The organism is Neolewinella aurantiaca (genome assembly GCF_008014675.1).
In the GTDB taxonomy this organism is placed as follows: domain Bacteria; phylum Bacteroidota; class Bacteroidia; order Chitinophagales; family Saprospiraceae; genus Neolewinella; species Neolewinella aurantiaca.
Genome location: NZ_VOXD01000021.1, coordinates 87,028 through 109,989, shown reverse-complemented (window position 1 = coordinate 109,989; position 22,962 = coordinate 87,028). Strand labels below are relative to the sequence as shown.

Sequence of the window (22,962 nt, the reverse complement as noted above, 5' to 3'; positions counted from 1 at the left end):
TCTAGTACACCCTCTATGCGTTTAGGCCTGATTACCCTTGCCCTTTTTTTTACTGCTTTCCTTGCCGCTCAAAATTACGAGTCCCGAATTCACTACAAAGTGAAACTGGGCGACACTACGCAATTGCATCAGCTCATTTTGCTGGACTATTCGAAGCTACTGGGCGTAGCGCTTGAGGCGGATGCGGTCAGTATCAGGTTTCAGCTCCGTTCTACATCCGAAGTTTCCGTTATTCCCACCAACCAACTCCGTTTTTTGGGGGTATTCACTTCCGGTGAAAAGGGTAAGGGGGGCAATGGTACTAACGCGCCATCTTCAGAACTTACTGATTTAACCTACGAACCAACGGCTTTGCCCTACAACTCTAAAGGGGAGGTGAAAATCATTAACCTGCTGTACGCCACAACGGAATGGAACCTTAATGAACATTTCCAACTCGGGGTGGGGCTCGCGGGGCCATTGGGTATTCTCGCTACGCAGCGGGCTCGCTGGAGCTTGTCCCCGCTGCTGCACGTCGGGGTAAGCAACAAAATGCTGTACGTGCCGGTGGCGGCAGTTTTCAACGACCGCGTCCCCCTTCTTGGTGATGCCCACCTTATGCTGACGGTGGGTAACAACCGTCGTTTCCTGAACTTAGGAACGGGCGTGTTGTACGATAATTCAGTGGAGGATGGTACTGCCTGGGGCCACCGTATGGCTTTTGGCGCGCGCCTGAGTGACCGCTGGACCGTCTATTCTGAGGCACTCATGATTCTCACAAAAGAACGTCGGTTCAGAGAGCGCAACGTGATCCTGTTACCTACTTTCAATGCTGCGCTGAGAATACGAAAGCACCGTTGGAACTTCGGAATCGCCACGGTGCGGGAAGAAGGTTTCGACTTCTTCCCGCCACCTATTCCTTATATCGGCTACTCTTACTTTTGGGGAAACATCAGGGCTGCACCAAACAAGTAGTTGCGTCGTCACTCAGATTTGGTGCAACCAGTCAGTTCTCTTGGCGTGCTAAAATTCAGTCCCTTTGGTACGGGTCAGCTCTGCAAACAAACCGTTGAGGCGGTCAAGCAGGGAAGATTTGTGCTTGTTTACGATCTTTCGTGCGTCGATGCTTTCCACCCGGGTCAGTTCTCCCATTGTTCCCGTCGTGAAGACTTCGTCGGCGGTGTAGAATTCGGTGAGCGACAGTCGTTTTTCCACGGCGGGTATTTCGTTGTCGGCACATATCTGCAGCACTGTGGCCCGGGTAATTCCTGGAAGGCAATAATCAGCGTGTGGGGTGTAAACCACTCCCCGGCGGATCGCAAATACGTTCACGCCGTTTGCCTCGGAAACATATCCGTCTTTGTCGAGCATAAGCCCCGCATCGGCTCCGGCGTTGTTGGCTTCGATTTTCGCCAGGATGTTGTTGATGAGGTTATTGTGGTGGATTTTGCTGTCGATACTCATTGGGCTGTTCCGGCGGACAGAACTGGTGGTCAGCTTGATGGAGGGCGGGTAAACGGGAGGCTTGTATTCGGCCAGAACGATCAGGGTGCAACCAGCCTGATTGAGCCTTGGGTCCATGCCTGATGTGATTTTAAGGCCACGGGTAAGGGTGAGCCGGATGTGCACGCCGTCGCGCATGTTGTTGGCCCGTAGGGTCTTGAAAATGGCCATCCGTACTTCTTCGCGCGAGGGCAGGCCGGTAAAGAGCATGGCGTGAGCCGAATCGAAAAGTCGGTCGAGGTGTGCTTCCAGCGAGAATACCCGGCCGTTGTACACCCGTATGCCTTCCCAAACTGCGTCTCCTCCCTGAACGGCGCTGTCAAATACACTTATCTTAGCTTCGTCGCGGTGAAGCAATTTTCCGTCGATGTACACCTTCAGGTCTTTGTTGGCTGGGTTGAATTCTTGTAACATTGATATGTTTTTAGTGGGTTGTTATTGTTCGGTTTTGGCTGGTTATGGGCGGAGCGCCGCTCCGAGCATTTCTTCGTAGGCCGGCCGGCACGCTTCTGCGATGGAAGCAAGGGCAGGGGAGAGGTTATATGTTTTTTCTTTCCAGGGCTGGAAGCCGGTACTCTTGTGAACGTTCCCGTACCAGTGAGCAGCCCAGATGCCGTCTTCCGGCCGCGCGCCGGGTTCCCAGCTCAGCATTTGCGGAGTGAAGGGAATCCCGAGCCGGTCACAGAGCTGAGAGAGGACGCTTTCTGGGTTTAGCAAGAGGAGCCGGGCATCGACGACCGCAGTGAGCTTTCCTGCCTTTTGCAGGCGCTGAAATAAGGCGAATTGCTGAGGCACCCCGATATCCCGGGCGGTTACCTTTTCTACTACCTTGCTGAAGGAATTAAGAATGGCGCGCGGATCACGGATCAGGAGCACGTTGTCCATTCTATCCAGAAAACCGGTGTCGATATCAATCAGGTGGTGAGTCATTTGCTTAAAAACCACTACCTCCTTCTGGTAATCGTGGCTGAGCATGCGGGCGGTGACCTCGTTCCCGTTGTTGTTCTGGCTTTGCAGGATATCCTCACGGCCAGGATGGTCTGCTTCCGTTGGTTGCCGGAGGAGATAGTGGGCGTACAGCGGCTCGTCTTCCACGGCCGTATCGGGGCGCTGAGCAAAACTGTACATGAGCGCCGTACTTATGTTGCGCGGCGACGACCAAAGGTTGATGCGGTTTTTCATGGTGGGCAGTTATGAGTCTTTTCCCAGCCGTGATCTGCTTATTTTAAAACGACCAGGGCGGGGGCGCAGGTGCAAAGTGAGGACGCAAGCAAAGCAAAGATTGTCAGGAAACCAAACGATAGGGCCAAAGGATTCTATCTTGGCCCCGAATTTAAGTGCCGTAACCAAATTATACTGTTATCACTTCAGATCAACTATCCTTCGACCGCAGCCATCTCTGGCACCCATATACCTCTCTGTCGAAGCCTCTGCCCGTCTACCCGGTAGCGTCGGCCAGCGGAGCAACGATCACCCTGGCGGATGGCTGGGAGCTCACCGATGGGATGGCTTCGTGGTGGTGCGCAGTGCACGGCTACAACGTCCCGGAACTGAACGCTGCGCTGCAGGAACAAACCCTGAAAATGAGCCACGTGATGTTTGGTGGTTTCACCCACGAACCTGCCGTGGAGCTTGGTCGCAGACTGGTAGACATCACCCCCGCCGGACTCAACAAAATTTTCCTGGCCGATAGCGGCTCCGTCAGCGTAGAGGTGGCTATGAAGATGGCCGTTCAGTACCAGCACGCCAAAGGCGGGCGGCAGCGGAGTAAGTTCCTCACCTTCCGTGGCGGCTACCACGGGGATACTACCGGGCCGATGTCCGTCTGTGATCCCGATACCGGGATGCACGGCCTGTTCAGCGGTTTCATCCCCACCCATCATTTCGTTGGCCGCCCTCCGGGCGGCTTTTCGGCTCCTGTAGATGCAGCTTACGTCGCTGAACTGGAAGAGGTTTTCTCTGCCTGCGCTGCAAAATGCGCCGCCTTTATTTGTGAACCCGTCGTGCAGGGTGCGGGCGGGATGCATTTTTACAACCCCGCTTACCTCAGGATCGTCAATGACCTGTGCACGAAACACGGCTTGTTACTCATTTTCGATGAGATTGCAACTGGCTTTGGCCGCACAGGTGTGATGTTCGCTGCCGAACACGCAGGTTTTACTCCTGATATTATGTGTCTGGGCAAAGCACTCACCGGAGGCTATATGACCCTGGCCGCTACCCTCTGTACGGATGAGGTGGCCGACGTAATCGGGCAGAGCGAAGCAAGGGTGCTGATGCACGGCCCGACCTTTATGGGCAATCCGCTTGCATGCGCGGTCGCGGTTGCAAGCATCGACCTTTTGCTCGCTTCACCGTGGCAAAAGCGGGTTAGCACTCTTTCCGAAAACCTGTCTTTGCACCTGCGCCCCGCCGCCCGAATGGGCGCCGTGAAAGATGTGCGGGTGCTGGGAGGAATTGGAGTCGTTGAAACCCACGAGCCCGTTGATGTGGCCAAAGCTCAGGCTTTTTACGTAGCCCGGGGCGTTTGGATTCGCCCCTTCGGAACGCGTATTTATCTGATGCCACCCTACATTGTCTCCGCAGAAGAAACGCGTAAGCTTTGTCGGGTAATTTTGGAAGAGCTGGAATCGAGAAGCCAGGATGCCCCAACTGCGGCTCCTGGCTCCTGATGTACTATTCCTCGCCGCCCGTCTTTTTCTTTTTGAACGGGTTGAATTTCTCCAGCTCCTCTTTGATCGAGTTAGCTCCGGGGATTTTATTGAGCAATGAATCGGCCCGCAACGAATCGAGTTTCAGTTTCTTCCGAAGCTCTTCGGCAGCCTGGGCTTTCAGGCGGTCGGTTTCCGCCTGGGCGGCGCGGGCAATGCTGTCCCGAACCTGCTGTGCGCGCTCTCCGGCTACGTTGCGGAGGCTGTCGATCCGGTGCTGAGCATCTTCCTTCACTGCGTCTACTTTATTATCGACTTCGGCCTGAATCTGCTCTTTTCTGTCGTCTACTTCTGCGGTGACCCGATCCTTGACGGCGTCTACTACGGCGTCCTGAACGGAGCCACTCTGACCGTCTTTGCTGCCTAACAGGTTAAACTTGAACTTCGGGTCGCTGATGCTGCCCAACAGGTTGATGTCTACGTTTAAAGTATCTCCCGGGCTGATGTCCAGTCCCAGTTTTGTTGCCTGCCCGGCAAGCTGATCCAGTGCCGAAAGGGCAGTACCGGTAACGATGTTCCCCTTGATCATGGTGCGGGGAATGGCGGCGCGGATGTTGTAGTCCATGTCCTGCTCCAGGCCGTGGGTTCCTTGTACCTGTAAGGGAATTCCGGCGACGCTGAAGTTGAAGGGTTCGATGCTTACATGGCCTTTCTGAATCTGGAAAAAGGTGACCATGTTCTTGAAGGTCGGGCTGCTCTTCAGTTCTTCCACATTCAGTGCCTGACCAATTTTGCGGGCGGGCGTGAAACCGGCCAGTTTCGCTTCGGCGGTTTCAAATAAGCCTTTGGCATCGATCGTGTTCAGTTTTGGAAAGAGGTCCTGACCCAGTTTGCCTTCCAGCACGAGGTCGGTGCTGAACTGTCCCTGCAGGAACTTACCGATTGGTGCCAGCGCCGCGAAGGAGTTGAGGGTGCTGAAGGCCTGGCCGAAATCAAGGGATTCCATGTCGTAGTGGAAGCGGAAACCCGGGTCTCCCGGCTCCGATGTGTCATACGCTCCGGCGAATTTCATGCGGCCACCGAGCAGGGCGGCACTTCCGTCTTCCAGAACAGCCTGGCCGCCCTGCATCACCAGTTTGCCAGCCATCTGATCGATGTTCATGTTGTCGTACCTGACACGGTCAGCATTGACGTTTACGTTGAGGTTGATGTTCTGAGGAATAGGTACAACGGCTGAAGATTCAGTAGTTGCTTCCGCCGCCGCCGGGGCCGGATCTTCTTCGGTCATAAAGTCCGCCAGGTCGATAAATCCGGACCGAACGGAAAGATCTCCGCTCAGAATGCCTTCACCGAAGGTGTAGTCGAAAAGGTCTTTAATGGTGCCGTTGGCGGTGAAGGAACTGCTGCCCAGGGTACCGGCGGCGGTGGAGATTTCCATGCGGTTGGGCTTAACGTTGCCTACTGCCTTGAGGTCTTTGGGCCGGTAAGTGGCGTACTTAAGCTCACGGATATCGGCGTCTACGTCGAAATCGAAGCGGTCGAAGACCGCCGTTGTTTCGGTGGCTTGGGCCTGACCGGCGTTTTGCAACTCAGCAGGGCTGAGGGAGGCGGTACCTTCTTCTTCGGCGGGCATCCATTCGTCGGCGTCGAAGAAGTTGGAGCGCAGCGTGAAGTTGCCGCGCATGGTTTGGTCACTGGTAAAGTAAGCCAGGGGGTTGTCTATCTTGCCGCCGCCGCTCAGATCGCTCCGTCCCAACGTTGCCGAAAAGGTTGGTATGTTGACCGATTGGGGGCTGAAATCGGCGTTTGCACTGGCAATACGAACTGCTGGCAACTCATCGGTTACGTAAACGAAGTTGCTGATGGCAACATCTCCGAGAACGTTCAGGTCCTGGTACCGGCCTGCATTCAGCAGGCTCTGGCGAACGCGGTCGAGCGTGATGTCGGCAACGATCTTCCCTCCGAGTTCTTTAACGCCTTCAAGGGGCATTGCCTGGGCCCATTTCGCAAGGTCAAGGTCTCCGTTCACGCGGGCATCTATGTTAGGATCTGAGAGTGGGGTAGAGAGCTTGAGCCGCCCCCGGAACGGGTCTCCGCCGAGGTCGAAGTCGAAGCGGGGAATGTCGATGACCATATCGTTGAGGTCAGCGCTCGGGCTGTTGACGCCCACTTTTGCGTCGATACCGGAAATACCGATCGGGCGTCCGGGGTACTGGACGCTGCCGGAACTGATCTCGGTGTTAACGGTGAAAGCGGGGTAGATTTCTTTTTCACCGTTGAACGGGCCGTCGACGGTTCCGTTCAGGGTGAAATTACCGGTTGTTTTCACATCTTCATACCCCGCGGTGTAGGCGGAAGGAATGAGGCTCCAGAGCTGGCGGAAGTCGTTGGCCGGAGCGTTATAGTCGAGGTCGAAGATGATGTCGCCGTTGTCTTCCATATCGATGCTTCCTCCGAAGACAAGATCGAGCGCGTTGAGCGTGATTTTGTTGTCCATGAACGTGTAGCGGCTGTTGTTCAGGTCTACGTTCACCATTGCTTTGGCCAGTACCTGTACTTCGTTGAGGTAAGCCATTCCGCTCTGCTTAAAGGTTACCGCGTCGGCTTTAGAGTCGGTATCGAGATCGAAAACGGTGGCGGTGAAGTCACCGTCGCCGGTGGTCGTCAAGCCCTCTATTTTCATGTAAGTTTCGGTCGTGCGGTCATCGTAGATGAAGGTGCCGTCGTTGATCTCGTAGCGTGACAGGTTGATTTGCGCGGTCGCAGGTTCAGTGGTCGTTTCTTCGACGGGTTCGTCTCCTTCGGCTACGATGAGGTAGTTGGCCAGCTCGGGGGTGAGGACGAGCAGGTTAATGAAGGGTTCGTCCAGAATGACCTCGTCGATATTATAATTGCCGTCGCCTCCCACTACCGACCAGAAGCCGACGTCTACCTGAGCGCGTTTGGCGGTCATCAGCGGCAGGCCGGCGAAGGTGTCGATACCCATTATTTCAACATCATCGACCACCAGGGAAACATCAGGGAAGCTTCTGAGAAAACTGAGGTTCACATCCCTGAAGTCAACTTCGGCCTCCACGGCTTTATTGACGCCGGTCTTTACGTTGGCAACGATCTGATCTTTGAACAAAATAGGAGCTGCCAGCAAAAAGCCGACACCCAGAACGATCAGTACCACGAGGGCGATTAGAATGCGTTTTACAATTTTCATGGTTGGTTTTTATAAAGTTCCTCAGCGGATCGGGCCTGAAGTTAGTGTGAACGAAACTATGACTTCTATATAGGTACAACGTCACATTTTAAACGATGCCCGGTTGCAGTAGATTACATACAGTTGCTTAGCAATTACAGACTGAACGTCATAAATCTGCTGAGGTTTGCAAAAGTCCGATGTGACGTTTCCCGATTCCTGAGTCTTTATCAGGAATGCTCTCCATAACAGCATACCTTAAGGCGTTTACATAGCCTGTGCCCTTGCCGCAATGCGGTATTTCCGGCAACCGCCCGGCGCAGCAAATGAAAAACTCAGAATGCCGGTAGTGTGCTTCACAATATAACCTCAGGGAGAGCTCAGGAAAGGAAATTATGACCGACCAACAGTTCAACAACTACGTGAGTGAAACCAAAACAGTGTTTACTTCCGTTGCGCTCCGATTTACATCAGACTGGCAGGATGCCCAGGACTTGCTCCAGGAAACGCTCCTGAAAGTTTACCGTTCCCGTGATACCTTTGAGGAAGGAACCAACTTTAAAAACTGGGGACTGATGATCATGCGCAATACCTTCATCAACGAATACCGCAAGCGGAAAGTCCGTGGCAATCTCCTGCGGCCGGTGGAACTGACCGGCATGGCCGAAAAAGATCAGGTAAGCCTCAACGACTCCGGCGAGCAGCGACTCTTCGCTAACGAGATCATCAGCGCGATCGATAGCCTGGACAAACTCTACAGCGTCCCCTTCTCCATGTTCTACCAGGGCTACGAGTACCAGGAAATCGCCGTGCATCTTGCACTGCCCATCGGAACGGTGAAAAGCAGAATCTTTACCGCAAGGGTAAAACTCAAGGAGCGTCTGCGTCAGTATGCTTAGTCCGCAACCTTCTGTCGGGTACTCAGGTGACTGCTGGCTCAGAGAATTGTTCAGGAAGTATACCATGCAACAGTAGAGTCGGCGTTCCGCGAAAAGTCAAAAAATGCCCGTTGTTGAACGCTAGTTGCTTACTTAGTACATTTGCGGCAGAAATCAGGATAACAAACATATGCCCCAAGGTACCCCAGACTACACCTTCATCAGGACCTTTGCCGAACTTGAAAACTTTGCCGACGATTGTCGGGACATAGAGTGGATGGGGTTCGACACCGAATTTATTGGCGAAAAACGCTACCAAACGTTGCTTTGCCTAATTCAGATAAGCTGTGAGCACGGCTACTACCTGCTCGACCCAATCGCCGTAGACAACCTTGATCCTTTCCTCGATATCCTCGAAGATCCGGCTGTCGTTAAGATCACCCACGCGGGCGATAACGACTACCGCCTCATGAATAAGCAGTTCGACTGCATCCCGCAGAATGTTTTCGATACCCAGATCGCCGCTGGTTTCATTGGCCACCGTTACCCCACCAGCTTTGCCAAGCTGGTCGAGGCCGAAACAGGAGATGTGCTCGGCAAAGGCTCTGCGGTAACCGATTGGAGCAAACGCCCGATGAGCCCCAAACAGATCAAATACGCCCTGAACGACGTCATCTATCTGCGCGAGCTCTACGATAAGATCATGGAACAACTGGCCGCCAACGGCCGCCAGGAGTGGGCGCTGGAGGAATGCGCAGCAATGACCACCGAGGAGTACTACTACCGAGACCCGAACCACGAATTCCTCAACAGCAATATAGCCCGCAGCAGCCGGACCAAAGACCGGGTATTCCTACTCCGCCTTTACGAATGGCGCCGTTCTACCGCCGAACACAAGAACTACAGCAAGGAAATGATCCTGCAGAGTAAACTCATCTCACAACTTACCCGCGGGGTAAGGGGAGGTCTTTCCTCGATGCTCGAGAACCGTCGTTTGCCGCAGAGTACCGTGAAACGCTACGGTCAGTTGTTCGTCGATATGTACGAACGTGAAGCGACTCCGGAGGAGCTCGCTATCGCAAAAAGCATTCAGCGGAGCAGCCAGGAAGACGAAGAAGACGATATGCTTATCGAACTGCTTTACCTCATCATGAAATACCGTGCCAACGAAGCCGACATCAGTCATGCGCTGGTGATGCCCCGCAACGCGATCAAACGGATGAAACAGGACCCGGAGACCAGGAAAACTATCCTGGGCAGTGGCTGGAGAAAGGAGCTTCTCGGCCCCGACTTCGTCGGGTGGCTCAACAACTTCAATAACCTGAAGTTGAAAATTGAGGGAGGCAAAATCTCGCTCGAGGCCTAGTGCCTTGTCAATTTTAGGGTTAGGTACTGGTAGGTTTTAGTGGCTGGCAAGGCGCTCAAACCGGTCCGGACAAAGGGCCCTACAGCAGAAAAGCCAGTTGAAAAGTTGGCCTGTCATTCATTGGGCAGGTGCCGACTTTTCAACTGGCTTTACTCATTTAAAGCTGGTGCTTATCGCACCACGGCAACCCTGCGGATTACAGTTCCCACCTGGGTAGGCATGGCCAGGAAGTAGCTTCCTGCACTGAGGTGCCCGAGCGATACTTCCAGGCGGCGGCTGCCTTCGGCAGCAAACGTAGCAAGGGTTCGCCCGGTGAGGTCAAGAACCTGAACCGGTCCGGTAAGCGCCTGATTGCCGGCCTCGATCGTGAGAAGGTCAGATGTGAGCGTAGGGAAAACCCGTAGGCTTTCGTCCTCCACTACTGCTTCATCGAACCCGGTGTTCAGGTCTCTCTGGCCGGTAGCGAAGAAGTAACCCCAGTGGCCACCGTTGATGATTGCTCCGGCAGATCCGGAAGGGGATATTTTGTCTTCAGCCAACGGAACTACTGCCAGTACCCGTGTACCATCGGTTGTTCTTGCATCGAAGACAATGCGATCATCTTCCAGCCCGTAATTGGGATAGTTCACAATGCTGTTCTCAAAAATGGTTGCAGAGGCGCCCGTTTCGATGTTCGCTCCGATAATCTTGTAGGTTTCGTTCGCAAAATCAACTTCCTCGAAGGCAATGATGTAAGGTGAGTTTTTAGAAAACGTCGGGTTACCGATGGAAATTCCATCAGGCAACGTGCTGGACAGTTTTTGGATGGTCCCGTCTCCGAAATCACCCGAATCAGAATCCCAGGCTCGCATCAAACCGATGTCCCAAAACTCTAGGCCGTCATCCAGTCGGCTGAGTGCATCGTACATCAGGTAATTGCCGCCGGGCTCCCATTCCATTGCGTCAGCGTAGAGTACGTCGCCGGTACTGATGCCACCGGCAGATGTCGGATTTGTCAGGGTGAAGAACTGGCCGGATTGGCTGACGAAGTCGTAAATCAGAATATCGTTGCTTTGATCGGTAGTGGTTACCGCAATACGGTTACCATCTTTACTCACGGCAACATTGAGCCAGATCGTTTGCGGATTGTTCTCGATGAAGCCGAGGGTAGCGGAAACAAAGTTGTACGTTCTGAGGCGCCCCTGGTCGTCAACAAAGACGGCAATTTCACCGTCGTCGGTCAGGCTGGGGCGGCTGCCGAGGTTTACGCTCTCGAGTGGATTTTCGAGGAGATTGCCGGCTTCGTCGGCAAGGAAGAGTGCGGATTGGTCCGTATTGGCGAGCAACAGGAACCGGTCGCCTCCGTTGGTCTCCAGATCGACGGTGTAATCACCAGCGCTTCCACCAATGCCGACCCCATCGAAAGCGGCGTTGGCGGCGTTAACCACCTCACTGCCGTAAAGGTCGGTCGCTGCGTTGGTTACCGCAATGCGGAGGTCCGCAAACCGGCTGGAACGCGTGAGGTAAGTTGTCAGAGCGCGGTAGTAGACCTGCTGGGCGCGCTCATCGCCTACCGCCGGGTCTGAACTGAAGAGGTAAAAGGCCCGGTTCGTAATCCCGCTGTTGATGTGGACTCCACCGTAGTCTCCGTCTGCGGTATTGGGCAGGTTCACGAATTCATCCATATGTTTAGGCTGCCAGCCGCGCTGGCCAAACGCCGATGCTCCGTTGTTAGGCAAGCGCAGATCGCGCAACGCGCCGGAAGGAAAGGCTGTGGTAACCACGTCTTCCCCCAGGCGGTAATCTCCCGTTTCACCCTCGATCAGGTAGCCGAAGATGTCAGCAAACGATTCGTTCATCGCTCCGGGCTGTTCTTCGTAGACGAGGTCGGCCGTAGCCTGAATCACCCCGTGGGCCATCTCGTGGCCGGCAACATCGAGCCCGCGTGGGAGGCTTTGGAAAGCGCTTGCTCCATTGCCGTAGAACAAGGCGCGACCGTTCCAAAAGGCGTTGTCCATTTGGGTGCCGTCCGTTTCGTTGATGTTCATAAAAGACAGCACGTTGCCACCGATGCCGTCGATCGAATTCCGCCCGAAATTGTCGAAGAAATACTGGTAGGCATCTCCGGCGTTGCCGTGTACGCTGGCTTCGGTCCTGGTCCAGTTTTGGTCGGTATTGGTGCGCAGGGCGGGGTTGAAGTCGTCGCGGAGCGGGCTTCCGCTCTCTCCGTCGTAACTGGCAATGATACCGTCGATCTCTCCGTCGACGACGGTGAACATGGGCCGCGACCCATCGACGAGGTAGAACTCATCCTGAAGCGAAAAGGTATTGATGGTGACGAACTGATCGTAGAGGTTGCGGACGTTGGCGGTGGCTGGCCCGTCCATGAGCAGAGCAGACCGGCGGGTTTCCGGCAGATCCGTGACTGTTTTGTGTCCGGAACAACTTAGCCCCGGAGCGATGCCGGCGTCGAGGCCGCAGGTGTGAGTATTCTGGTGGACGATCTCGCCCGTACCGGCGTCAATGAAGAGGCTTATGTGTTCTTTGAGGTTGGGCCGAACGTTGGCGTGCCAGGCGAGGACCGGGGCGTCGCCCCCGGCGTACACGACGAGTTCAAGCTCCAGTTGCGGGCCGGAAATCCAGTCCAGTTGCCGGTCCGTCAGGTTGATCCATTGATCCTCAAACTTACTTTGCACCTGCGTGCGCGCCACTTCTTCAGTAATTGTGGGCAGGATGCTCAGATCGCGCGGGCTGGGCTGCAGCCGGCCGGTATAGTAATCAAAGCCATTGCCGTTGCGGGCGTGCAGCCGTGCGTCGGCTGGCAACACGTTGAGGCCCTTGTAAATCTGCCGTAGGCGCAGGTGGGTATGGCCCAGGTCGTCGGTGGTTTCTTCCAGAATTCTGATCTCATTTTCCGGGTCCTGAAGGCCAAGGTGAGCGGCAACGGCGCTGAGGTAAGCGTACGCATCCGCCTTGTCGGCCGGTGCGGCAGCCAGCTGCCGGGGCCGCCCCGAAAGGGCAAATACCTGGCCGTTGTCCTCATCGGTTTGTACACTTACGCCCGCAACGCCGGGCAAGTTGAAGGGCGTAATCCGGTCGATATTCAGGCGCGGACGCGGGTGCAAAGAGGGGTTGTTTGAAGCACTGTTCTGGCGGTTGAGACTGAAGTCCAGCTTGCTGACATCAATATTTACCGGTACCGTTCCCGTCCTGCGCTCAGGTTTGAAATCCTGCTGGGCAAAGAGGGAGCCTGCACACAAAAAGCAGGAAATAAGAAGGGTAAATCTGGACATATCACGTTCATTCTGGATACTCAAAGGTACGTAAGTGTACTGTTCTGCTGGTTTTTTACCTCCTGTGTGATGTGCGTTGATCCTTCATACGGCTCCTGAAATGCCTGTGAAGTGCTGGCAGTGAGGGGTGAAGTAGGAAATTCGGGAGGCGAAAGGATGGAGCGGGAGTTCCTGAAGCATACTGATGCATCAGCTAACTGCCTTGTCTGACGGCCGGAAGCACAAGTAGGTAGTCTTTATGCTATTGCACATCATGCTTCTAGCCTGAAAAATAACGATCAGGTCAATGAGATAAAACCTGTTCTCGATCAATCTTCCCGGCTAAAGCTCATAAAATGGGAACCTGAGGCTGTCGAGTAGCACTGTCAGGCGGGTAATCTCTAAAAGCGATTTGCCCTGCCGGAGCGGGGCATCAGTGTGTTCCGTGCTATCTTTACACAATGCAAGCCGCTCAAGCCAAACCCGATAACGAACTGGTTGCCGCCATCCAGGCAGGTAAGCAGCACCTGTTGTCCGAGTTGTACAAACGATACGAGAAGAAAGTCTACTACCGCTGTTTAGGGGTTGTGAAAGATAAATCCCTGGCGCAGGACCTGGCCCACGATGTGTTCATCAAAGTGTTTGCCAACCTTAATAAGTTTAAGGGTACAGCGGATTTTTCGTTCTGGATACACGCCATCACGTACAACCACTGTGTTTCTTACCTGCGCAAAGCCAAGCGTCTTCGCTTCGACCCCATCGAGCCGGGCGTAGACCAGGTTGACGATGGAGATGAGGCCCTGACGGAAAAGATCGTTCATGATCTCCAGATCACCCAACTCGATCATTTGCTTTCTTCGCTGCCCCGCGAAGAAGAATTACTGCTCTTAATGCGTTATCAGGACAAAATGCAGATCCGTGAGATCGCCACCATCCTGAGTATCGGCGAGAGCGCAGTAAAAATGCGCCTGAGCCGCAGCCGGAATCGTCTCGCCGAAATGCTTAGCCAGATACAGACCAATGAAGAAGAATAAGACCCGCCGCCAGGAATTGCTCGAGGCCCGCTTTGCGGACCTTGCGGCCGAGCGCAAGGCCGAAGTTGAAGTGCCGGACAGCCTTGCCAGCGAGGTATTCGGTACCCTCGAAAAAATAGAAGAAGCCGAAGAGCCTGAAGACCTCATCCCCCCGGTACAAGAGAAGATCATCGACCTGTTCGAGGAGAAGCGGCCGTAGCTCTGGCCAACGAGTGGCTGTCTTTTAGCAGCGAGGTACTGAACAGAGGCCGGGTATGAAATTTTTTTCATGCTACCGGGTGACCAATTCGCATAACCAGACTCTTTATTGCAGGCACAACGACCAAATATTTTATGGTGCCGAAGCAAAAAGATAATGTCACACAAATACACAGTAGAAGTACTGACGTCCGAGGTGCTGAAGGAGATTCCCGGCCACTGGACCACGAAAGATTATGTCAACCTCCTCGATGAAATGGAGTACGGAGACACCGCCGACCTGACCGATGAAGAAATCAAAGGTATGGCGCTGATGTCGCTCTCCGACCTTGAAAAGGACGAAGCGGCAGAGTTGTTGTTGAACTATGTTTTCAGCGAAGAAGAGTTGAATGAAGGACAGGTCCGGAATGCATCATACGAGATGGAAGACGAGGTGCTCTGGGAAGAATATCCTGATCCGCTGCTGCACCCTGGTTTTTTTCGGGTGGGCAGCCTGTTGTACGCCGCTTTCAGCGGCGGCTTCCCCAAGCCGGATGCCCGTCGCCTGAAGTTGAAGGTAAAGGCCGCTACGGAAGAGGGTAGAAGGGCTCTGGCAAAACCGGAGCGTGCGTTTCTGACCCGTCTCGTAGCGGGTGGTCTTGGCGAAGGCGCCTTGATCCATCGCCTCTTCGGGGGCGAGCTGCGGGGCGATAGCTTTCCGAACGCTCCCGGGATTATCTGGTCCGGAAAATCAAGCCTGTTGCCCGACGGGGTGTACGAATTAACGATTGTCAGTTCCGGTTACTGGCTGAAAGAACTGCAGGCAGGGCAAATTTTCGAAGCCAACGCTCATCCTGACGCTATGCTGGTGGTGTAGCACTAATCTCCCGAATTCACCGCCCGTTATGTATTCCCTCTCCCGAGGAGAGGGGCCGGGGGCAGGGCTGACGCATAGGCGAGTTAAGCCGTGTTAAACCCCCTCCCCAACCCCTACGGGGGATGGGCTAATGAAAAAGCTACGCGTTTTGGGTTGCAAGCTCTTAGGCGGTGACTATGATCTCGAGCTAAAAGCTTAAAATCGAATCCTATGCGTCAGCCCTGGGGGCCGGGGGAGACGGAAATTCGTGCACCTCGCAACACACATCACGCAAACAATGACTAACTCTATTTGGTCAGATTTCTGTTATTTTGGTTAATGTAGGGCACGACTCCGGGATGTAATCCGGAGCCGTGTCTTTATTTCTGAAACAACGGGGAACTCCAGAAAAGACACTAAGAGCAGGGCGCTTATTTTTCCTCCCTGAGGGCCCGGACCTTTGCCATCAGCGTCTGGAAAAATGCTCCGGCTTCAGGGCTGGGGGCACTGCGGGGGCCGGACCACTGAAGCTTTTCGGCTGCCCCTTCGGTGTACCGGGTCATCATGGTATTCATGTTTGCTGCCTTACGGGAGGAAGCCTTAAAATTGATCCGATCGAGTTCGGCGATGAAAACCATTCGTTCCTCCTTCTTAAGCTTACCGATCTTTTCGAGTTCTCCTGTATCACGGTTCTTGAAAAGAACCTGGCCGTTGTCGAGCAGAAAGATGTATTCCCGGATTTCGCCGGTGTAGCCACCCGCATTACCGAAGTGAAGGCGATTGTCGGGCAGCTTGTTTACTGTGTATTTTTGACAGCAGGTAAACAACAGCAGCGGCAGGATATAGATAAATAGGCGCAAAGCAAAAGAGGGATGGTTAGGTCGTAAGATACACGCCTACTCCGATACCTCGTACTCCTTGATCTTCCGGTAGAGGGTTCGTTCGCTGATACCGAGCTCAGCGGCGGCCTCTTTGCGGCGGCTGTTGTGCTTGCGCAGGGCTTTTTTGATGAGTTCTTTCTCTGCGTTCGCCAGGCTGAGGTCTTCGTCGACAATTTCACTCTCTGCGTAAGCCCTATGCATATCGTGGTCGACGATGATTGGATCGGAAGACTTGTAGTCTGGTTGTTTGGAATGTGGCCTTTGTCCGTTCCCTGCACCTGCGTACGCGCCACTGCGTGGCACATCGGGAGTAACCACGTCGAGGTCTCTGAGGTCGTAGGCTTCGGAGGCTACGTTACCGGCATCAGCTGCGGCAAATCTGTCTATTTCTGCGGCAGCAGCGGGGTAGTTGCCCGGCATAGCCAGAGATTGTACCCGTTCAACGTCTCTGACGCTGAGGTTGTTACTGCGGATGAGGTCTGCGATCAGGTTCTTGAGCTGCGTCATGTCCTCCTTCATGTCGAAGAGGACTTTATAAAGAATGTCGCGTTCCTGAAAACTGTTGGCCGAGCCTCCGGGCTGGTCTTCCCGTCGGATGGCGGGAAGGTTGCGTTGCATAAGCTGAGGCATCAGCTCAGCGAGGTCTACCGCTGAGAGCTCCCGCTTTTCGGAGAGAATGCTCATTCGTTCGGCTACATTCTTCAGCTCCCGGATGTTGCCCGGCCAGGTGTACTGTTCCAATAACCAGCGGGCTTCCTCGTCGAGTTGAATAGCCTCGATGGATTGCTTCTCGGCAAAATTATTGGCGAAAAAGCGGAAGAGCAGGTAAATGTCTTCGGTTCGTTCCCGAAGACTTGGCATTTCAATGGGAACGGTAGAGAGGCGGTAATAAAGGTCTTCTCTGAATTTACCTTCGCGCACCCTGTCCAGTAATTTCCGGTTGGTTGCGGCAACGACCCGGACATCTGTTTTCTGGACCTTATTGGAGCCCATCCGGATGAATTCACCGTTTTCGAGAACCCTGAGCAGAAAAGTCTGGGTCTGAGGAGGCATTTCGCCGATCTCATCCAGAAATATCGTTCCCCCGTCCAGGGTTTCGAAGTAGCCTTTCCGGTCTCCGGTGGAACTGGTGTAAGCACCTTTCACGTGTCCGAACAGTTCGGAGTTGATGGTTCCTTCGGGCAGGGCGCCACAGTTGATGGCGATGAAGCCCTGGTGCTTGCGTGTGCTGTTGTCGTGGATGAGACGACTGATGACCTCTTTACCGACACCAGACTCGCCCATGATGAGTACGGACAGATCGGACGGAGCGACCCGGATAGCAGTATTGAGTGCGTTTTCCAGGGCGGGGGACCGACCGACGATGCCGTAGCGGCGCTTTATGGTGTCGAGATTTGCCATATTGTTCGGCAGTTTTAGCAGTTGTTCCGGAGCCTGGGGCTACAGTAGTGTTTCAAAGGGAGATAATGGTCTTCTTGGCCGGGCAGGCAGGCTAGAGACTGCCAAATGGCTCTCCGAACAGCGTTGCGGAGGTAGAGTCCAGAATTTTCACCATTACGTAATCACCGGGCTTTTCGCCTTCACGCTTCGGGAATACAACCATTCGGTTCTGGGTTGTCCGGCCTTTCCAGTCTTTATCGGATTTTTTGGAATCACCTTCGATAAGGACTTTAAAGCTTTTACCTACTTCAGCGGCGTTAAGTTCGCGGCTGATACTGGTTTGCAGTTCGATGACTTCGGTGAGGCGGCGTTTTTTGGTCGCTTCGGGTACATCGTCTTCCAGTTTACGGGCTGCGGGGGTTCCTGGCCGCTCGCTGTAAAAGAACATATAGCTCATGCTGTAACGGGCGAACTCGACCATGCTCATGGTGTCCTGGTGCTCTTCTTCGGTCTCGGTACAGAAGCCCGTGATGATATCGGAAGAGATGGCACAGTCAGGCATGATCTCGTAGATGCGTTTGACCTTATCGATGTACCACTCCCGGGTGTAGGTGCGGTTCATGAGGTCAAGTATCCGGGTGTTGCCCGATTGTACGGGCAGGTGGATGTATTTGCATACGTTTTCGTGGTCACGCATGGCGTAGAGCACATCGTCGGTGATATCTTTAGGGTGGCTGGTGCTGAACCGGATGCGCAGGTCGGGGTCAACCGCTGCGGTCATAGTCAGAAGTTGCGCAAAATTGGTTACTTCGCCGGTTTCGGGGTTTTCCCATTTATAAGAATCGACGTTTTGGCCGAGGAGGGTTACCTCCCGGAAGCCTTTATCGAAGAGATTAGTCGCTTCGGCAACGATACTGAAGGCAGAGCGACTGCGCTCGCGGCCCCGGGTGTAGGGTACCACGCAGAAAGAACACATATTGTCGCAGCCCCGCATGATGGAGATGAAGGCAGTTACGCCGTTGCTTTGGAGACGAACGGGACTGATGTCAGCGTAGGTTTCTTCACGACTAAGGAAAACGTTGACGCCTTTTTCGCCGTCTTCTGCACCAGCAACGAGGCCGGGCAGATCGCGGTAAGCATCCGGGCCTACTACGATGTCGACCAGTTTTTCTTCCTCGAGGAACTTGGCCTTCAGGCGTTCGGCCATACAGCCGAGAACCCCGATCATGGTGCCGGGTTTGCCTTCCTTGATTTTATTGAAAACGCGAAGTCGTTTGCGTACGGTTTCCTCCGCTTTCTCGCGAATGGAGCAGGTGTTGACCAGAATGAGGTCGGCGGCCTCCATATCACGGATGGGGCTGTAGCCGGCTTCACCAAGGATGGAAGCGACGATCTCAGAATCTGAGAAGTTCATCTGGCAGCCGTAGCTCTCGATGTAGAAATGCTTGGCACCCGGCTTTTTGGGTGCGAATTCAGCACCGAATGCTTCGCCCTGACGCTTCTCGTCAATGGTTTTTGCGTTCAGGTCCTGGATGGTCGGATTGTCGTTGTACATAAGGGATGCCCTTTAAGGAGCGCGAAGATACGGCGAGGGCGTGACAAATTGGCAGAAGGTGGCTGGTATTTTGTACTGTATCCGTGAAAGAGCAGAAGTATTGTTGTTATGCCGCTTCATGATGGTGAAAAAGGCTTACCTTGATCGTGCTTTCCACTAATCAAAATGTTATGACCCCAACTGTTAAAGTACTGGTTGTTGAGGACGAGATGATTATTGCCGCCAAAATCAGTCTTCACCTGGAGCAACTGGGGTATGAGGTGGCAGGTATTCTGCCCCGTGGCGAGGAAGCTGTTCTTTACTGCCGGGAGTCACCGCCCGATATCCTGCTGCTCGACGTTAACCTGAAGGGAATTATCGATGGTGTGGAAACTGCCAGGGTACTCCAGCTCGAGGGAATCATTGTACCCACCATTTTCCTGACGGCCAACAGTGACCAGGAAACCTTTGACCGGGCCAAAGAAACCCGACCCCAGGCGTTTCTGGCTAAACCCTACCGGAAAACAGACCTTGCCCGGGCCATCGACCTTGCTCTTATTAACTCTTCCTCTGCACCTGCGGCCGCGCCCCGGGAACAGCCTGAAGCTCCCCATTTGCTTAACGATCGCATCTTCGTACGTCACAAAGACCGAATGGTGAAGCTCTTTCTGAACGAGATTCTCTACGTGGAAGCTGAACGTGCTTATTGTAAAATTGTAACCGCAGATACCGAGTACCTGCTGAGTATCGCGCTGAGGAAATTCGAGGAGCAATTGACTTCTACTGATTTTATGCGGGTGCACCGTTCCTTTTTGATCAACCTGACCCGGATCGACGAAGTTGCAGAGGGACATGTTGCCCTTGCCGGTAAAGCCATCCCGATAGGTAAGACCTACCGGGAGGCTTTTACGGGCCGTGTGAATCTGATTCGATAACTCCTTAATCGCTGACAATAACTACTACTGTCCTCCTCGCTGACCCCGTCTGAACGAGTAACAAGTAGGAGCCAGGCTCGAGGTTGAGGTTGTAATTGAAAGAGTAATCCGAACGTCCATTATCTTCCTGGCGATCGATTAACGTTCCGTCGAGGTCGTAAAGGTTGAGGAAAATCCGTGCTTCGGTAGTTAGGTCGACCGTTGCTGTGAAATTCCCATCGTTGGGGTTGGGACTGATGATGATGTCTTCAATGCCCGAACGGGTAAGCCCGACGGATGGAATCGATGTACTGTCAGCGTGGACGGTTATCCCTTTAGTGATCAGGTCATCGCAGCCGTCAAAACTGGCAAGGAGGCTGAGGTTATATTCTCCTGCTTCGTCGAATACGAACCAGTACTGGTTCTGCTCCTGGGCCACCTGCCTGGCGCCACTCCTGTCGAATATCCATTCAACGGTAGAAGGCGCCGGCCAACTGGTTTCGAGTACGACGATTGAATCGCCAACTACCACATCCGAAGGTAGAACCATGCCCGCTACAAAGGTTTGGCCAGTAAAGTTGACGACCACATCTGCGTTGGCCATACAGCCACCTGCTCCGGCAACCGAAATAGAATAAGTTCCCGCCTCATCAATCAGTACAACCGGTTCATTACTGTTGAATCCGCCTGGGCCGGTCACGAGCGTATTAGTGTATCCTGTAAGGTCGAGCGCCCAGATATCATCCTGGCAGAGCGTCGTATCGGTCGGTAATTGCAGCACGGCTACGGGAGCATCAGGGAGTGTATAGCTCCTTTCGGCCTGGCATCCTTCGCTGCTGGTTACGGTTACGGTGTAAGTAGTGCCTCCGTTTAATTCATCGGTGAGCGGACCATTGGTCCCGTTAGACCAGATGAAAACGTAAGGAGCAGAACCACCGCTTACCTCAACCTCCAGGCGCCCGTCGAGGGATTCGGCACAGGTTGGAGGAACGGAGTCTAACAGTGAAATGATGAGAACCGGACCGTCAGTAAGTGTAGTCTCCACCGTTTCTGTACAACCGTTTGCGTCGGTGACCGTAACGGAGTAATCCCCGGCTACGAGGTTGGATACAGACTGGGATACAGCGTTTGTACTCCACAGGTAAGAGAAGGGTTCGGCTCCTCCGGTCGGCCGGGCAATAAGGCTTCCGTCCGAAGCCCCTGCGCACGTAGGGGCAGCAGCATCAATTGTTACTTCTGGTCCGTCGGAGTAGATTACTGTAGCTTCAAGCATGACTTTACACCCCAGCGCATCGGTTACTTCAACGTTGTAGTCGCCAGCAATTAAACCTGTCGCCGTTGAGGCGTCAAGTAGCGCATCATGGCTCCATACATAGGTGTACGGTGGGCGGCCCTCGGTGATGGTTACGGTAATGCTGCCCTGTCCGTCTTCACAGTTGGTGGGCGTGGGGGTGATGGTAAACGAGGCAGGGTTGTCGAGGCTGTTCACTATGATCATTGCTTCGGATGAGCAACCCGCTTCGTCCGTAACGGTAACCATATAGTTGCCGGCGGTAAGACCTGTTAACGCAGGGCTGTTCTGGCCCGGAGCATGGCTCCAGTTGTAGGTTACTTCTCCGGAGGCATTGGGGACGGAAATAAGGATACTGCCATCCTCCAGGTTACAGTTAGCACCTATAACTTCGTCTTGCACTACAGTTAAACCCATGCTGGTCGGAATCGAGAAAGTATTGGAAATGCTACATCCATTAGCGTCGGTGGCAACGATTTGGTAAACGCCACTGTCAAGTTCGGTAGCATTGTCTCCGGTTATGGTCGCATCGTGACTCCATTCGTAGGTGAAAGGAGGTGTTCCTCCGGTTGGAACTATGGTAAGCGCTCCGTTGGATTCTCCACAGCTGGTCGGTGTCATACTGACGATAGTGAGGGAACCGGGACCGGCTACTTCGATGAGTTCAACGTTTAATGCATTGCTGCATCCGTTAACGTCGGTAATGGTGACACCATAATTGCCGGCACTAAGGCCTTCTGCGGCGTCCTCGTTCAAATCACTATCATGACTCCAACTATAGTTGAAGGGAGGCGTGCCTCCACTTTGGTAAGCGACGTTTATAGCGCCATTTTCCATTCCGCAGCTGCTGTTGATTGCAGATGTAAGACTGATCTGAGGGCCACCGGAGTTCTCGATCGTAAGGCTGAGGGTGGCTGTGCAGCCATTGGCTCCCGTTGCCGTTACTGTATAGTTGCCAGCAGCTAAATCGTTCGCCGTGGCAGCATTCAACTCCGGGTCATGGCTCCAGGTATAAGACAGGGGGTCGGTCAATCCGGTAGTTACTACTGTAGCTGAACCATCGTTTTGGCCACAGCTGCTATTGCTCTGGCTGCTTTCCATAATCGTTGGTGTTTCACTGCCGGCTATGGAATAGGTTCCGCTAACAGCGCAACCGTTTACGTCGGTAATAGTCACTGAGTAATCCCCCATAAGAAGGTCCAGAGCTTCGTTTGTTACGAGGCTCGGATCATGGCTCCAAACATAGGTATATGGAGCGGTGCCGCCAACCGGGGTTACCAGTAGAGCGCCATTATTGAGCCCACAAAAAGTACCCGTTTGCTGAACAATCGTGATTTCTCCAGGTCCTTCGGAAGATTGAATATTGAAGGTTTCCGTATCAAAACAGCCGTTGGCATCAGTGATTGTAAGTGAGTACTCTCCTGGGGGGAGGTTCGTCGCTGTAGATTCGGTGAGGTTGACATCATGGCTCCATTCGTAGGAGTATGGGCTGGTACCTCCGCTTATCGTTACGCTGGCGGTTCCATCGGTGGCAGAACACGAACTGTTCTCAACGGAAATTTCACTGATGGACGGTCCGTCCGGATTCGAAACAGACGTCTGTATCTCGACCGAACAACCTAAGTCACCAGTGATGGTGACACTGTAGTCGCCACTGGTCAGGTTTTCTGCCAGCGGTGCGTTCAGGTCATCGTCGTGGTCCCATTCGTAGGTATAGGGAGCGGTGAGGTTAGCCGTTTCTACCCTGATGAATCCGTTGGCTTGTCCGCAACCGGCATCTCCCTGTTCAACGATGTCTGCCGTTGGGATTTCGCTTTCACCGATGTTGTACATCCCGCTGATCGAACAACCGTTCGCGTCAGTAATGGTTACGGAATAATCACCCGCAGGCAGATTCCTGGCATCGTTTATGGTCAGGTCTGCATCGTGGCTCCAGTCGTAAGTGTATGGAGGGTTACCGCCGACGGCGGCAACCTGCAGGATTCCGTTGTCGAAGCCACAGATGGTCGCCAACTGCAGGTCAACCGTGATGTCACTTGGCCCTTCGGTGGTCTGAATGTTAAAGGTTTCTGTTTCAGAA

16 protein-coding genes are annotated in these 22,962 nt (G+C 53.8%); 8 read left to right on the top strand and 8 right to left on the bottom strand.

Annotated elements, in window-relative coordinates:
• Positions 1-15 precede the first annotated feature (15 nt).
• Positions 16-954, top strand: a complete 939-nt coding sequence (locus tag FUA23_RS14270) for a hypothetical protein (protein ID WP_147931426.1) — start codon at positions 16-18, stop codon at positions 952-954.
• Positions 955-1,002: 48 nt separating this feature from the next.
• On the opposite strand, the gene FUA23_RS14265 is transcribed toward FUA23_RS14270, so the two are convergent.
• Positions 1,003-1,896, bottom strand: coding sequence for an aminotransferase class IV (locus tag FUA23_RS14265; protein ID WP_147931425.1), 894 nt, complete (start codon positions 1,894-1,896; stop codon positions 1,003-1,005).
• A 42-nt stretch (positions 1,897-1,938) separates the two neighbouring features.
• A complete protein-coding gene (locus FUA23_RS14260) occupies positions 1,939-2,664 on the bottom strand; it encodes a sulfotransferase-like domain-containing protein (RefSeq protein WP_222707039.1) in 726 nt (241 codons plus the stop codon).
• A gap of 179 nt (positions 2,665-2,843) precedes the next feature.
• Between FUA23_RS14260 and bioA the strand changes: the two genes are divergently transcribed.
• Positions 2,844-4,154 carry an adenosylmethionine--8-amino-7-oxononanoate transaminase gene (bioA, locus tag FUA23_RS14255; RefSeq protein WP_147931424.1) on the top strand — a complete coding sequence of 437 codons (1,311 nt, stop codon included), beginning with the start codon at positions 2,844-2,846 and terminating at the stop codon, positions 4,152-4,154.
• 4 nt (positions 4,155-4,158) lie between these two features.
• Here the strand turns inward: bioA and FUA23_RS14250 are convergent, their stop codons facing one another.
• A complete protein-coding gene (locus tag FUA23_RS14250; protein WP_147931423.1) occupies positions 4,159-7,341 on the bottom strand; it encodes an AsmA-like C-terminal region-containing protein in 3,183 nt (1,060 codons plus the stop codon).
• Positions 7,342-7,715: 374 nt separating this feature from the next.
• Between FUA23_RS14250 and FUA23_RS14245 the strand changes: the two genes are divergently transcribed.
• A complete protein-coding gene (locus FUA23_RS14245) occupies positions 7,716-8,219 on the top strand; it encodes a sigma-70 family RNA polymerase sigma factor (protein WP_147931422.1) in 504 nt (167 codons plus the stop codon).
• Positions 8,220-8,388: 169 nt separating this feature from the next.
• Complete coding sequence (locus tag FUA23_RS14240; protein WP_147931421.1) at positions 8,389-9,564, top strand: ribonuclease D; 1,176 nt, start codon at positions 8,389-8,391, stop codon at positions 9,562-9,564.
• A gap of 170 nt (positions 9,565-9,734) precedes the next feature.
• On the opposite strand, the gene FUA23_RS14235 is transcribed toward FUA23_RS14240, so the two are convergent.
• A complete protein-coding gene (locus FUA23_RS14235) occupies positions 9,735-12,836 on the bottom strand; it encodes a M4 family metallopeptidase (protein WP_147931420.1) in 3,102 nt (1,033 codons plus the stop codon).
• A 440-nt stretch (positions 12,837-13,276) separates the two neighbouring features.
• Here FUA23_RS14235 and FUA23_RS14230 point away from each other — a divergent pair, with 440 nt between their 5' ends.
• The 3 genes from FUA23_RS14230 (at position 13,277) to FUA23_RS14220 (ending at position 14,903) form a co-directional block, all read left to right on the top strand.
• Positions 13,277-13,849, top strand: a complete 573-nt coding sequence (locus FUA23_RS14230) for an RNA polymerase sigma factor (protein WP_147931419.1) — start codon at positions 13,277-13,279, stop codon at positions 13,847-13,849.
• Complete coding sequence (locus tag FUA23_RS14225; protein WP_147931418.1) at positions 13,836-14,048, top strand: hypothetical protein; 213 nt, start codon at positions 13,836-13,838, stop codon at positions 14,046-14,048. Before FUA23_RS14230 ends, FUA23_RS14225 begins: the two co-directional genes overlap by 14 nt.
• A 156-nt stretch (positions 14,049-14,204) precedes the next feature.
• Complete coding sequence (locus FUA23_RS14220) at positions 14,205-14,903, top strand: hypothetical protein (RefSeq protein WP_147931417.1); 699 nt, start codon at positions 14,205-14,207, stop codon at positions 14,901-14,903.
• A gap of 410 nt (positions 14,904-15,313) precedes the next feature.
• On the opposite strand, the gene FUA23_RS14215 is transcribed toward FUA23_RS14220, so the two are convergent.
• The 3 genes from FUA23_RS14215 to miaB all read right to left on the bottom strand — a co-directional run bounded on the left by FUA23_RS14215 (position 15,314) and on the right by miaB (position 18,698).
• Positions 15,314-15,742, bottom strand: a complete 429-nt coding sequence (locus FUA23_RS14215) for a hypothetical protein (RefSeq protein WP_147931416.1) — start codon at positions 15,740-15,742, stop codon at positions 15,314-15,316.
• Between the two features lie 36 nt (positions 15,743-15,778).
• Entirely contained in the window at positions 15,779-17,164 is a 1,386-nt protein-coding gene (locus FUA23_RS14210; RefSeq protein WP_147931415.1) for a sigma-54 interaction domain-containing protein, read from the bottom strand.
• A gap of 91 nt (positions 17,165-17,255) precedes the next feature.
• A complete protein-coding gene (miaB, locus tag FUA23_RS14205) occupies positions 17,256-18,698 on the bottom strand; it encodes a tRNA (N6-isopentenyl adenosine(37)-C2)-methylthiotransferase MiaB (RefSeq protein ID WP_147931414.1) in 1,443 nt (480 codons plus the stop codon).
• A gap of 170 nt (positions 18,699-18,868) precedes the next feature.
• Here miaB and FUA23_RS14200 point away from each other — a divergent pair, with 170 nt between their 5' ends.
• Complete coding sequence (locus tag FUA23_RS14200) at positions 18,869-19,612, top strand: LytR/AlgR family response regulator transcription factor (RefSeq protein ID WP_147931413.1); 744 nt, start codon at positions 18,869-18,871, stop codon at positions 19,610-19,612.
• Positions 19,613-19,616: 4 nt separating this feature from the next.
• On the opposite strand, the gene FUA23_RS14195 is transcribed toward FUA23_RS14200, so the two are convergent.
• Positions 19,617-22,962: T9SS type A sorting domain-containing protein (locus FUA23_RS14195; protein ID WP_187271035.1), on the bottom strand; the 3,346-nt coding region annotated here is incomplete at its 5' end.